Origin of the sequence: Kitasatospora sp. NPDC058406 (assembly GCF_042722765.1) — a bacterium.
Lineage (GTDB): Bacteria > Actinomycetota > Actinomycetes > Streptomycetales > Streptomycetaceae > Kitasatospora.
The window spans coordinates 11,579-24,412 of the sequence record NZ_JBHXKE010000001.1; the positions used below are offsets into that span (position 1 = coordinate 11,579).

Consider the following 12,834-nt stretch of genomic DNA (forward strand, 5'->3'; position numbering starts at 1 on the left):
GTACCCCTTCTGACCTGCGGTGAATCCTCTGCAGCAGATGTTTGTGGGGCGACTCCGCATGGTCCGTAGCAGACTGGGCAGAGTAGACCGGGCCGCAATCGTGATCCCGAGGATGGTGAGTCCGGTGATACCCGTTCGACCGACCAGCCCGCCCGACCGGCAGAGCGGCGGGCCGTCCGCCGCCGGACCCCCCGGAGGCGCACTCCGCCCCGGTGGGAGCCCCACCACGGTGACCCCGCTCACCGAGTCCGAGGCGCGCGGCCACATGGCCGGCGTCTGCTTCAAGATCGGGCCGCCCCGCCTGGTCGGCGTCGAGCTGGAGTGGTTCGTCCACGACGACCGATGTCCGACCCACCCCGTCCTTCCGGAACGACTGCACGCCGCACTGAACGCACTGCCGCTCGGCGGCCCCGACGGGACCTCGCTCCCCTCCGGTTCCCGTCTCACCCTCGAACCCGGCGGCCAGGTAGAGCTCAGCTCCCCGCCCGCCGACAGCCTCACCGGCTGCGTCGCCGACACCCGGCGCGACCTCGCCGCCCTGCGGGCCGCCTTCGCGGCACAGGGCCTGCGGCTCACCGGTACCGGCACCGACCCCCTGGCCCGACCCCGCCAGATGGTGCTGGACCACCCGCGCTACGTGGCGATGGAACGGTTCTTCAATTCGGCCGGTCCCTGGGGCCGCATCATGATGACCGGCACCGCCTCCCTCCAGGTCTGCCTGGACTCCGGCGCGGAGAGCGGCCCGCACTCGCTCGACCGACGATGGCGCCTCGCCCACCGGCTCGGCCCCGTCCTGGTCGCCGCCTTCGCCAACTCTCCGCTGCTGGACGGCCGGCCCACCGGCCACCGGTCCACCCGCCAGACCGTCTGGTCCCGGATGGACCCCAGCCGCACGCTCGCCCCGTCACCGGACCACGGCGACCCGCGCGAGGCCTGGACCCGCTACGTGCTGGACGCCGAGGTCCTCTGCGTCCGCCGTCACGACGGCCTCCCGTGGACCGCGCCGGCCGGGCTGACCTTCCGCGACTGGCTGCGCGGCCGCGGCGAGCGCCCGCCCACCCTGGCCGACCTCGACTACCACCGCACCACGCTCTTCCCGCCGGTCCGCCCGCACGGCTACCTGGAGCTGCGGATGATCGACGCCCAGCCCGGCGACGGCTGGATCGTCCCCGCCGCCCTGGCCACCGCCCTGCTGGACGACCCGGTGGCCGCCGACGCCGCGCTCGCCGCGCTGGAGCCGCTGGAGTGCCCGGACGGACCGCGCCCGCCGCGCAGCGACGTCTGGCGCCGGGCCGCCACCCTGGCCGTGGCCGACCCCGAGCTGCGCCGCGCCACCCTGACCTGCTTCGCCGCCGCCGACGCCGCGCTGGGCCGGATGCCCGGGGCCGAACGGCTGCGCGCCGTCGTCGCCGAGTTCGCCGAGCGCTACCCCGCGCGCGGCCGCTGCCCGGCCGACGACCAGCTGGACGCCCTGCGCTCCGGCAGCCTACGCACTCCCCCGGAGGAGGCCGCACCATGACCGACGACGCCCGCACCGCCGCTGACGCGCACGCGGCACGGACCGTGCGCGACGCCCGCCCGGCCGGCACGCCCGCACCTGGACGGCCGACCGCTCCCTCCCCGACCCCCCTGTCGCCCGGCGCGCTGCCGACGAACGCGCTGCTGTCGGACGCTCTGCCGTTGGACTCGCTGCCGTTGGAGACCCTGCGCGAGACGATCGCCTCCGAGTTGCTGGCCGCCCGCGCCCGCACCGCCGCACTGACCGACTGCGTCGGGGAGCACGACCTCACCGCCCAGCACTCCCCCCTGATGTCCCCGCTGGTCTGGGACCTCGCGCACATCGGGAACCAGGAGGAGCTCTGGCTGCTGCGCAACATCGGCGGCCGCGACCCGATGCACCCCGAGATCGACCCGCTCTACGACGCGTTCGAGCACCCGCGGGCCGAGCGGCCCAGGCTGCCGCTGCTCCCGCCCGGGGAGGCCCGCGCGTACGCGCACGACGTCCGCGGCCGGGTGCTCGACCTGCTCGCCGCCAGCCCGCTGGAGGGCGCACCCCTGCTGGACGCCGGTTTCGCCTTCGGCATGATCGCCCAACACGAACAGCAGCACGACGAGACGATGCTGATCACCCATCAGCTCCGCCGGGGCGAGCCCGCCCTGGCCGCTCCCCCGCCGCCGCCCGCCCCGGCGGACGCGGCCGGGCTGCCCGCCGACGTGCTGGTCCCGGCCGGGCCGTTCACCATGGGCACCGACACCGAACCGTGGGCACTGGACAACGAACGCCCCGCCCACCGGGTCGACCTGCCCGCCTTCCGGCTGGACACCACGCCGGTCACCAACGGCGCCTACCTGCGGTTCCTGGCCGACGGCGGCTACGACGAACCGCGCTGGTGGACGCCCGAGGGCTGGGAGCACCGGCAGCAGGCCGGACTCACCGCCCCGCTGTTCTGGCGCCGGGACGGCGACCAGTGGCTGCGCCGGCGCTTCGGCGTGCTGGAGGCCGTACCGCACGACGAGCCGGTGCTGCACGTCAGCTGGTACGAGGCGGACGCCTACGCACGGTGGGCCGGGCGGCGGCTGCCGACCGAGGCCGAGTGGGAGAAGGCCGCGCGGCACGACCCGGCCACCGGCCGCTCGCGCCGCCACCCCTGGGGCGACGCGTCACCGGCCCCGCAGCACGCCAACCTGGGCCAGCGGCACCTGCGCCCGGCCCCGGCCGGCAGCTACCCCGCCGGGCAGTCCCCGTACGGGGTGCGGCAGCTGATGGGCGACGTCTGGGAGTGGACGTCCAGCGACTTCCGGCCGTACCCGGGCTTCCGCGCCTGGCCGTACCGGGAGTACTCGGAGGTCTTCTTCGGGCCGGAGCACAAGGTGCTGCGCGGCGGCTGCTTCGCCGTGGCTCCGGTCGCCTGCCGGGGCACCTTCCGCAACTGGGACTACCCGATCCGGCGCCAGATCTTCGCCGGGTTCCGCACCGCCGCCGACGTGGATTCCAGCTGATGTGCCGTCACCTCGCCTACCTGGGAGAGCCGGTGGCGCCCCGGGAGCTGCTGGTGGCACCGCCGTTCGGGCTCTACCGGCAGTCCTGGGCACCGCGCGTCCAGCAGTACGGCACGGTCAACGCGGACGGCTTCGGCCTCGGCTGGTACGCGGAGGGCGACGACGTCCCGGCCCGCTACCGGCGGGCCGGGCCGGTCTGGGCGGACGCCTCCTTCGCCGATCTCGCCCGGGTCCTGCGCACCCGGGCGCTGCTGGCGGCCGTCCGCTCGGCCACCGAGGGCTGCGCGGCGGGCGAGGAGGCCGCCGCGCCGTTCGCCGCCGGACCCTGGCTGTTCAGCCACAACGGCGCCGTGGCCGGCTGGCCGGAGCGGCTGGGCGCGGTGGCGTCGCTGCTGCCGCCCGCCGAACTGCTGGGGCTGGTGGCGCGGACCGACTCGGCACTGCTCTGGGCACTGACCCTGCACCGGTTGCGCGGGGGCGCGGGCCTGGGCGAGGCGCTGGCGGGCACCGTCGCGGACGTGACCGCCCACACGGACGGGCGGCTCAACCTGCTGCTCACCGACGGGCGGGCCGTCGCCGCGACGGCCTGGGGCGACACCCTGCACCACCGGACTGTGCCCGGCCTCGGCGTGCTGGTGGCCTCCGAGCCCTCCGACGACCACCCGGACTGGACGGCCGTCCCGGACCGGTCGCTGCTGCTGGCCGGCCCGGCCGGGGTCACCGTCACCCCTCTCGCCCGGGCCTCCTGAATCCTTCCCTCCCGAAGCCTTCTCTCCTGAAGATCTCCTCCTTTCTTCACTTCCTGAACAGAGGATCCATCTGCCATGAGCACCTTCGATCTCACCCGACTGCTGCCCGCCGACCACTTCAGCACCGCCCTGCGGTACGACGTGCAGCACGGCCTGACCTCCGAGCCCAAGTCGCTGCCGCCCAAGTGGTTCTACGACGCCCGGGGCAGCGAGCTGTTCGAGGAGATCACCCGGCTGCCCGAGTACTACCCGACCCGTGCCGAGCGGGCCATCCTGACCGCCCGGGCCGGCGAGATCGCCGCCGTCACCCGGGCCCGCACCCTGGTCGAGCTGGGTTCGGGCTCCTCCGAGAAGACCCGGCTGCTGCTGGACGCACTGCGCGACCTGGGCACGCTGGACGCGTACGTGCCGGTGGACGTCAGCGAGAGCGCGCTGGGCGCTGCCGGCGCGGCGCTCGCCACCGAGTACCCGGGGCTGGCGGTGCACGGCGTGCTGGCCGACTTCACCGCCCGGCTCGGCCTGCCGCCGGACGGCGGACCCCGCCTGGTCGCGTTCCTCGGCGGCACCCTCGGCAACCTGCTGCCCGCGGAGCGCGCCGCCTTCCTGCGCGGGCTGCGCGCCGCCCTCGACCCGGGTGACTTCCTGCTGCTCGGCACCGACCTGGTCAAGGACCCGGCGGTCCTGGTCGCCGCCTACGACGACGCGGCCGGGGTGACGGCGGAGTTCAACCGGAACGTGCTGAACGTGCTCAACCGGGAGCTGGCCGCCGACTTCGACCCGGAGTCCTTCGAGCACGTGGCGCTCTGGGACCCGGAGCGGGAGTGGATCGAGATGCGGCTGCGGTCACTGCGGGACCAGACCGTGAAGATCCCGGAGCTGGACCTGCCGGTCCACTTCGACGAGGGCGAGGAGCTGCGCACCGAGGTGTCGGCCAAGTTCCGCCGGGAGCGGGTGGCCGAGGAGCTGGCGGCGGCGGGCATGCGGCTCACCGAGTGGTGGACCGACGACGAGGGCCGGTTCGGGCTCTCGCTGGCCCGGCCCGCCTGATCGGTGGAGCCCTGCCGACCCTTCCGATTTGATCGTTCACCTTACTAATCCAGGCCGGGGGCTAAGGGCATCCCACGTACAACACTTGAACATTGAGGGGTTACGATCTCGGCTACCAAGCTCAGCGTTGAGTACCAGGAGTCAAGATCGTGAGCGTCACCCAGCAGCCCGCGGGGCCCTCGGCGGCCGAGACCGGGCCGTCGTCCGGCCGGCTCGGCTTCGTCGTCTTCATCACCGCCGCCGCGGCCCTCGGCGGCTTCCTGTTCGGCTACGACAGCTCCGTGATCAACGGGGCCGTCTCCGGGATCCAGGAGAAGTTCGGCGTCGGTGACGGCGTGACCGGGCTGATCGTCTCCTCCGCGCTGCTGGGCTCGGCGGTCGGCGCCGCGCTGGCCGGGCGGTTCGCCGACCGGTACGGCCGGATCACCGTGATGAAGGCGGGAGCGCTGCTCTTCGCGGTCAGCGCCGTCGGCTCGATGCTGCCGTTCTCCGCCTGGGACCTCGCCTTCTGGCGGGTCCTGGGCGGAGCGGCCATCGGCATCGCCTCGGTGATCGCCCCGACCTACATCGCCGAGGTCGCGCCGACGAAGTACCGCGGCCGGCTGGCCTCGTTCCAGCAGGCGGCGATCGTCCTCGGCATCGCCGTCTCCCAGCTGGTCAACTGGGTGCTGGCGGACGCGGCCGGCGGTGAGACCCGCGGCCACCTGCTCGGCCTGGAGGCCTGGCAGTGGATGCTCGGGATCTGCGTCGTGCCCGCCGCGGTCTACTTCGTGCTCGCCTCCACCATCCCCGAGTCCCCGCGCTTCCTGATCTCGGCCGGCCGCCTGGACGAGGCCCGCACCGTGCTCGCCGAGGTCGAGGGCAAGGACTCCGACACCGACGCCCGGATCGCCGAGATCCGGGGACTGATCGACACGGACCACCGTCCGCGCTTCCGCGACCTGCTCGGCGGACGGTTCGGTCTGCTCCCGATCGTCTGGGTCGGCATCGGGCTCTCGGTCTTCCAGCAGCTCGTCGGCATCAACGTGATCTTCTACTACTCGTCGATCCTCTGGCAGTCGGTGGGCATCGACCAGACCAACTCGCTGCTGATCAGCTTCATCGGATCGGTCATCAACATCCTCGGCACCGCCGTCGCGATCCTGCTGGTCGACCGGATCGGCCGCAAGCCGCTCGCGCTGATCGGCTCGGCCGGCATGGCCGTCGCACTGGGCGCCTGCGCCTGGGCGTTCTCCTCCGCCACCGGCACCGGCGACGACGTCACGCTGCCCGACCTCCAGGGCACCGTCGCGCTGATCGCCGCCAACGCCTTCGTGCTGTTCTTCGCGCTCTCCTGGGGCGTGGTGGTCTGGGTCATGCTCGGCGAGATGTTCCCCAACCGGATCCGCGCCGCCGCGCTCTCGGTGGCCGCCTCGGCGCAGTGGCTCGCCAACTGGGCCGTCACCGTCTCGTTCCCGGCGCTCTCGCGCTGGAACCTCTCCGCGACGTACCTCGCCTACGCGGTCTTCGCGGCGCTGTCGATCGTCTTCGTGGCGAAGTTCATGAAGGAGACCAAGGGCGTGCGACTGGAGGACATGGGCTGAGCCCCCGCCGAACCTCCCCGGCCCCCGCACCCTAGCGCCAAGAGCCCGGGTGCGGGGGCCGAATCGTTCACTCTCTGCGGCGCACCGGACACCTCCGGTATCCCTGGACGGCAGGAGGGATGTCCTTGATCTTCGACCGGCTTCGCACCCGCAGCGCCCGCAGACCCACCGCCGCGAACGGCGGGACCTGCCCGTACTCGCACGCCCACGTCCACGGCCACCTGGTGCCCGAGGAGGCGGCGGCTCCCGGCGGGGCGCCCCCGTCGGCCGACGCCGAGGGCCCGGAAGGGCCTGAAGGCCCCGACGCCGCCTGGTCCGCGGACCAGGCGGACCAGGCCGACCCCGCGGACCCGGCCGACCCCGCGAGCCCGGCGGACCTCGCGGACCACTTCACCGACCCCCGGCAGGCCGCCGACTTCGTCCGGCAGTTCCACCGCGAGCAGCCCGCCGCCGGGGACCCGGAGCCGCGCGTCCGCGCCGTCCTCGACGAGATCGACCGGACCGGCACCTACGAGCACACGCCCGCCGAGCTGGCCCACGGCGCCCGGCTCGCCTGGCGCAACGCCGCCCGCTGCATCGGCCGGCTGTACTGGCGCAGCCTCGTGGTCCGCGATCTGCGGCACCTGAGCTCCGCCGACGACATCGCCGCCGAGTCCTTCGAGCACCTGCGCACCGCCACCAACGGCGGGCGGATCCGCCCGGTGGTCTCGGTGTTCGCCCCCGACCGGCCCGGCCGTCCGGCGGCCCGCATCCTCAACCAGCAGCTCGTCCGGTACGCCGGCCACCCGACGGCGGACGGCGGGTGGACGGGCGACCCGGCCGGGGCCAGGCTCGCCGCCCGGGCCCGGGACCTCGGGTGGAAGTGCGGCGAGGATCGGTTCGAGGTGCTGCCGCTGCTGGTGCAGGAGCGGCCCGGCGAGCGGCCCGAGTGGTACGAACTGCCGGACGACACCACGCTCGAGGTCGACCTCGTCCACCCCGACCACGCGTGGTTCGCCGAGCTGGGCCTGCGCTGGTACGCCGTCCCGGCGATCAGTGACATGACGCTGGAGATCGGTGGTGTCCGCTACCCCACCGCACCGTTCAACGGCTGGTACATGGGCACCGAGATCGGCGCCCGCAACCTGGCCGACGCCGACCGCTACGACATGCTCGCCACTGTCGCCGGGCGGCTCGGGCTGGACACCTCCCACGACCGCACCCTGTGGCGGGACCGCGCGCTGGTGGAGCTCAACGTGGCGGTGCTGCACTCGTTCCAGGAGGCCGGGGTGACCATCGCCGACCACCACACCGAGTCGGAGCGGTTCCTCCGGCACGTCGCGCAGGAGCGGCGGCTCGGCCGGCCCACCCCGGCCGACTGGAGCTGGATCGTGCCACCGGTCTCGGGCGGGCTGACCCCCGTCTACCACCGGTACTACGACCCGGTGGACTCCTCGTTGCGGCCCGCGTTCGTGACCCGCGCGGCCTGGTGAGCACGGTCGGGTGCGGCGGAACCACCCGGACCGTCGGAACCGTCGGAACCGGCCCGGCCGTCGGAGGCGTCCGGGCGACCGGCCGCACCCGGTCCGCCCGTAGCGCCCGCGGCGGCCGGACCGCGCTCGTAGCGCAGGGCGAGCCCGTCGAGCAGCGCCTCCAGGCCGGTCTCGAAGGCGCCCTCGTCGATCGCCGTCCGGTGCTCGGCCAGCCGGTGCGCCTCGCCGAGGTGCGGGTAGTCGGCGGCGTCGTACAGCCCGGCGTCCTCGGGGAACCCAGCCGCGAACGAGGCCAGCGCCGAGCCGGTGACGAAGTACCGCATCAGCGCGCCGATCCGGGTCGCCTGCCCGCGCGGCCAGCCCGCCTCGACCAGGCACCCGAAGACGGCGTCGGCCAGTCGCAGCGCGTTCGGCCGGCGCCCGGGGCCCTGGGCGAGCACGGGGACGATGTGGGGGTGGGCGGCCAGCGCGGCGCGGTAGGAGCGGGCCCAGTCGCGCAGCGCCTCCGGCCAGGGCGCACCCGCGCCGAACATCGACAGGTCGACCTCGCCGATGACCCCGTCCACCACCGCGTCCAGCAACTCGTCCTTGGTGGCGAAGTGGTTGTAGAGGGACGGCCCGCTCACGGACAGCTCGGTGGCCAGGCGGCGGGTCGAGAGGGCGGCCAGCCCCTCCTCGTCGACCAGCCGCAGAGCGGCGGCGACGATGCGCTCGCGGCTGAGCAGCGGGGTTCGGGGGCGGGCCATCGGCGCGGTTCCTCCGGTCGGGTGGGTGTGGGGACCGATTGTGGCAGGTGCCCCTTCCCAGCGCGCCCGGTCGGGGCTACAGTCCCCTCGTAAAACTTGCAGCGCTAGTTTATCGGGGTCGCCATGAACCTGGAGCTCACCGAGGAGCAGGCCGCCGTCCGCGACCTCGCGGCCTCCTTCACCGACCGCGAGATCGCGCCGCACGCCGCCGCGTGGGACCGCGCCGAGTCCGTCGACCGCGCGATCATCGCCAGACTCGGCGCGCTCGGCTTCCTCGGCCTGACCCTCCCGGAGGAGTACGGGGGCAGCGGCGGCGACCACCTCGCCTACTGCCTGGTCCTGGAGGAACTGGGCCGCGGCGACTCCGCCGTACGCGGCATCGTCTCGGTCTCGCTCGGCCTGGTCGGCAAGTCGGTCAACTCCTTCGGAACCGAGGAACAGAAGCGGCACTGGCTGCCCCGGCTCACCGCCGGCGAGGCGCTCGGCTGCTTCGCCCTCACCGAACCCGGCACCGGCTCGGACGCCGCCAACCTCACCACCCGTGCCGTCCGCGACGGCGACGACTGGCTGATCAGCGGCGCCAAGATGTTCATCACCAACGGAACCTGGGCCGACGTCGCCCTCGTCTTCGCCCGCACCGGCGGCGACGACCCCGACCGGCGGGGACACCGGGGCATCACCGCCTTCCTCGTCCCCACCGACCTGCCCGGCTTCACCCGCACCGAGATCCACGGCAAGCTCGGCCTGCGCGGCCAGACCACCGCGGAACTGGCCTTCGACGCCGTCCGGGTGCCCGACAGCGCCCGGCTCGGCGAGACCGGCAAGGGCTTCACCGTCGCCATGGCCGCGCTCGCCAAGGGACGCATGTCGGTCGCCGCCGGCTGCGTCGGCATCGCCCGGGCCTGCCTGGACGCCGCCGTCCGGTACGCGGGCGAACGCGAGCAGTTCGGTGCGCCGATCGCCTCCCACCAGCTGGTGCAGCAGCTGCTCGCCGGCATCGCCGTGGACGTCGAGGCCGCCAGGCTGCTCACCTGGAAGGTCGCCGACCACATCGACCGCGGCCTGCCGTTCGCCACCGAGTCCTCCGTCGCCAAGCTCTTCGCCAGTGAGGCCGCCGTCCGGGCCGCCAACAACGCGCTCCAGGTCTTCGGGGGCTACGGGTTTATCGACGAGTACCCCGTCGGCAAGTACCTGCGCGACGCCCGGGTGATGACCCTCTACGAGGGCACCAGTCAGATCCACCAACTGCTCATCGGCCGCGCGCTCACCGGCGTCAACGCCTTCTGACCGCCCCTTCTGACCGCCCCTCCGGCCCGATCCCTCCGACCACACCTCCCGGCCTGACGACCACTCCGGCCGGCTGCCCCCTCCCTCCCGACAAGGAGCCCGACGTCGTGCGTCCTGTCTACTTCGCCGCCGCCCGCCGCACACCCATCGGCCGGCTGCGCGGAGCGCTCGCCACGGTCCGCCCCGACGACCTCTCGGCGACCGTGCTGCGCGCCCTGCTCGCCGATCTGCCCGCCCTCGACCCGGCCCGGATCGACGACGTCTACTGGGGCGCCGCCAACCAGGCCGGCGAGGACAACCGGAACGCCGCCCGGATGGCCGTGCTGCTCGCCGGCCTGCCGGACAGCGTCCCCGGCGCCACCGTCAACCGGCTCTGCGCCTCCGGCCTGGAGGCGGTCACCATGGCCGCCCGGGCGATCGGCTCCGGCGAGGCGGACGTCGTGCTGGCCGGCGGCTGCGAGTCGATGACCCGGGCACCGTTCGTCCTCCCCCGCCCCGACGAGGCGCTGCCGCACCGGATCGAGACCTACGACACCCGGCTCGGCTGGCGGCTCACCAACCCGCGGATGCCCGAACTGCACGGTGTGCTGTCGATGGGCGAGACCGCCGAGGAGGTCGCCACCCGCTACGGCATCAGCCGTGAGCGCCAGGACGCCTTCGCGCTCCGCAGCCACCGACGGGCCGCCGCTGCCCGTAAGGACGGGCACTTCGACGCCGAGCTGATCCCGGTCGAGCGGCCGGACGGGGTGATCGTCGATGCGGACGAGTCGATCCGCGAGGACACCGGTCCGGAGAAGCTCGCCCGGCTCAAGCCCGCCTTCCGCCCCGAGGGCACGGTGACGGCGGGCAACGCCTCGCCGATGAACGACGGCGCGGCCGGGCTCGTCCTGGTCAGCGAGGAGGCGCTGCACGAGTTCGGCCTCCGGCCGCTCGGCCGGTACGTGGCCGGCGCCTCGGCCGGCGTGCACCCGGACGTCATGGGCATCGGCCCGGTGCCCGCCACCCGCAAGGCACTCGCCCGGGCCGGCTGGTCGCTCGGCGAGATCGAGGAGGCCGAGCTGAACGAGGCCTTCGCGGCCCAGGTCCTGGCCTCGGTCGACCAGTTGGGCCTCGACCCGGAGCTGGTCAACCCGACCGGCGGCGCCATCGCGCTCGGCCATCCGCTCGGCGGCTCCGGCGCCCGCATCCTCACCACCCTGCTGCACCGGATGCGCCGCACCGGCGGGCGCCGCGGGCTCGCGGCCATGTGCGTGGGCGTCGGCCAGGGGACGGCGGTCCTCGTCGAGTCGGCCTGACGGCCTGCCGCGCGGACTCGGACGACCCCTGCGCCTGGCGCCTGACGACGGGCGAATGACGCCTGACAACTGACGACTGACGACGGGAAGCTGTCGGCACCCCGTCCGCCGGCTTCCCGACCCCCTCCCGAAGAGCTACCGAAGGAACCGCTGTGACTCGTTTTGCAGGCAAGGTCGCCGTCGTCACCGGCGCGGCGCAGGGCATCGGAGCGGCCACCGCCCGGCTGCTGGCCGCGGAGGGCGCGGCGGTCGCCGTGGTCGACCTCGACGCCGGGCGGGCGGCCGGCACGGTCGAGGAGATCACCGCCAAGGGCGGCACCGCCCGGGCGTACGGCTGCGACGTGGCCGACTACGACGCCGTCGAGGCGGTCTTCGCGCAGGTGGCGCAGGATCTCGGCGGCCTGCACATCCTGGTGAACAACGCCGGGATCACCCGGGACAACCTCTTCTTCAAGATGCCCAGGGCCGACTGGGACGCGGTGCTGACGGTCAACCTCACGAGTGCCTACAACTGCAGCCACGTCGCCCAGAAGTACATGGTGGCGCAGAAGTACGGCAAGATCGTCTCGCTCAGTTCGCGCTCCGCCCTCGGCAACCGCGGCCAGGCCAACTACGCCGCCGCCAAGGCCGGGATCCAGGGCCTGACCGCGACCCTGGCGATCGAGCTGGGCCCGTTCAACATCAACGTCAACGCCGTCGCCCCCGGCTACATCGCGACCCCGATGACCGCCGCCACCGCCGAGCGGGTCGGCGCCACGGCGGAGGACCACCGGACGGAGGTGGCCGCCCGGACGCCGCTCCGGCGGGTCGGGCAGCCCGAGGAGGTCGCCTCGGTGGTCGCGTTCCTGGCGAGCGAGGACGCCTCCTACGTCAGCGGGCAGACCCTGTACGTCAACGGCGGAGCGCGCTGACGGGCGCGCCCGGGCTCCGGCCCTGCGGCGGACGGCCGTCCCGGGTGGGCGCTCCCCTCACCCGGGACGGCCACGGCGTTCCCGACCGCCGCCCCCTGCGGCGTGACCGGGCGCTCAGGCGTGACCGGCGACGGCCTCTGCCAGCGGGGAGAAGAGCAGGGCCCAGTTGCCGGGCAGGTCCCTCAGCGCCGACGTGAGGACGCCGCGCACGACCGCCCACTCGTCGGGCCGGCCGCCCGCGCCGTCCTCCAGGACGACCCGCAGACATGCGTCCAGCGCCTCGGCGACGTCGTCCTCGTCGAACCCCAGCCGTGCGCAGGCCCGCTGAACCTCCGGCGACGTGGACGCGTCGTCCCACTCGCCCGTCGCGCCCAGCAGACAGAGCAGGTGACTCCCCGGGTCGGGCAGGCCGGCGCGCAGACCCGCCGTGGTGAACTCCCGGTCCGTGTCCTCCGGCACCAGCGCCGACGTCTCGACCGCGTGGGCGACGAGCTCCGCCCAGAAGGCCTCGTCGTGCCGGCCGTCGGTCTGCCTCATGTGCTCGGCCGCGAAGGCCGCCATCGTGCCCGGGTCGTCGACCAGCGGCGAGACGACCAGGTCGCTCCGGTGGTCGAAGCCGAAGTAGTAGCGGTGGCCGTCCAGCGTGAGCGACTCGACGCCGGCCACGTGGCCGACCCGGTCGGGCAGCGGGTCCACGCGCTCGGCACGTTCCTGTTCCATGAGCAGGACCGTAGCGGTGGCCTC

At 74.0% G+C, this 12,834-nt stretch carries 10 protein-coding genes and 1 pseudogene; 9 read left to right on the top strand and 2 right to left on the bottom strand.

Translation table 11 applies throughout. The features are described from left to right. The first annotated feature begins 229 nt into the window (after positions 1-229). The 6 genes from egtA to ACFWOG_RS00075 all read left to right on the top strand — a co-directional run bounded on the left by egtA (position 230) and on the right by ACFWOG_RS00075 (position 7,851). The gene (gene egtA / locus ACFWOG_RS00050; protein WP_329948855.1) at positions 230-1,519 is read left to right on the top strand and encodes an ergothioneine biosynthesis glutamate--cysteine ligase EgtA; all 1,290 of its coding nucleotides are present in this window, start codon (positions 230-232) and stop codon (positions 1,517-1,519) included. After that, complete coding sequence (egtB, locus tag ACFWOG_RS00055; RefSeq protein ID WP_380353227.1) at positions 1,516-3,000, top strand: ergothioneine biosynthesis protein EgtB; 1,485 nt, start codon at positions 1,516-1,518, stop codon at positions 2,998-3,000. The genes egtA and egtB overlap by 4 nt, the downstream gene beginning before the upstream one ends. Continuing rightward, the gene (gene egtC / locus ACFWOG_RS00060) at positions 3,000-3,749 is read left to right on the top strand and encodes an ergothioneine biosynthesis protein EgtC (protein WP_329948857.1); all 750 of its coding nucleotides are present in this window, start codon (positions 3,000-3,002) and stop codon (positions 3,747-3,749) included. Before egtB ends, egtC begins: the two co-directional genes overlap by 1 nt. Positions 3,750-3,824: 75 nt before the next feature. Next, the gene (gene egtD, locus ACFWOG_RS00065) at positions 3,825-4,796 is read left to right on the top strand and encodes an L-histidine N(alpha)-methyltransferase (protein WP_380353230.1); all 972 of its coding nucleotides are present in this window, start codon (positions 3,825-3,827) and stop codon (positions 4,794-4,796) included. 146 nt (positions 4,797-4,942) lie between these two features. After that, positions 4,943-6,379 carry a sugar porter family MFS transporter gene (locus ACFWOG_RS00070; protein ID WP_380353366.1) on the top strand — a complete coding sequence of 479 codons (1,437 nt, stop codon included), beginning with the start codon at positions 4,943-4,945 and terminating at the stop codon, positions 6,377-6,379. 119 nt (positions 6,380-6,498) lie between these two features. Then, positions 6,499-7,851 (top strand): nitric oxide synthase oxygenase, encoded by a 1,353-nt coding sequence (locus tag ACFWOG_RS00075; protein WP_380353232.1) that lies wholly within the window; start codon positions 6,499-6,501, stop codon positions 7,849-7,851. 122 nt (positions 7,852-7,973) lie between these two features. Here the strand turns inward: ACFWOG_RS00075 and ACFWOG_RS00080 are convergent. Continuing rightward, positions 7,974-8,597: pseudogene (locus ACFWOG_RS00080) on the bottom strand (TetR/AcrR family transcriptional regulator); the annotation flags it as partial. A gap of 123 nt (positions 8,598-8,720) precedes the next feature. On the opposite strand from ACFWOG_RS00080, the gene ACFWOG_RS00085 reads away from it, so the two are divergent. The 3 genes from ACFWOG_RS00085 (at position 8,721) to fabG (ending at position 12,090) form a co-directional block, all read left to right on the top strand. Continuing rightward, complete coding sequence (locus tag ACFWOG_RS00085) at positions 8,721-9,884, top strand: acyl-CoA dehydrogenase family protein (protein WP_380353235.1); 1,164 nt, start codon at positions 8,721-8,723, stop codon at positions 9,882-9,884. Positions 9,885-9,991: 107 nt separating this feature from the next. Then, positions 9,992-11,179 (top strand): acetyl-CoA C-acyltransferase, encoded by a 1,188-nt coding sequence (locus ACFWOG_RS00090; RefSeq protein WP_329880405.1) that lies wholly within the window; start codon positions 9,992-9,994, stop codon positions 11,177-11,179. Between the two features lie 152 nt (positions 11,180-11,331). After that, the gene (gene fabG, locus ACFWOG_RS00095) at positions 11,332-12,090 is read left to right on the top strand and encodes a 3-oxoacyl-ACP reductase FabG (protein ID WP_329880407.1); all 759 of its coding nucleotides are present in this window, start codon (positions 11,332-11,334) and stop codon (positions 12,088-12,090) included. A gap of 114 nt (positions 12,091-12,204) precedes the next feature. Here the strand turns inward: fabG and ACFWOG_RS00100 are convergent, their stop codons facing one another. Continuing rightward, positions 12,205-12,810 (bottom strand): hypothetical protein, encoded by a 606-nt coding sequence (locus tag ACFWOG_RS00100; protein WP_380353237.1) that lies wholly within the window; start codon positions 12,808-12,810, stop codon positions 12,205-12,207. Positions 12,811-12,834 lie beyond the last annotated feature (24 nt).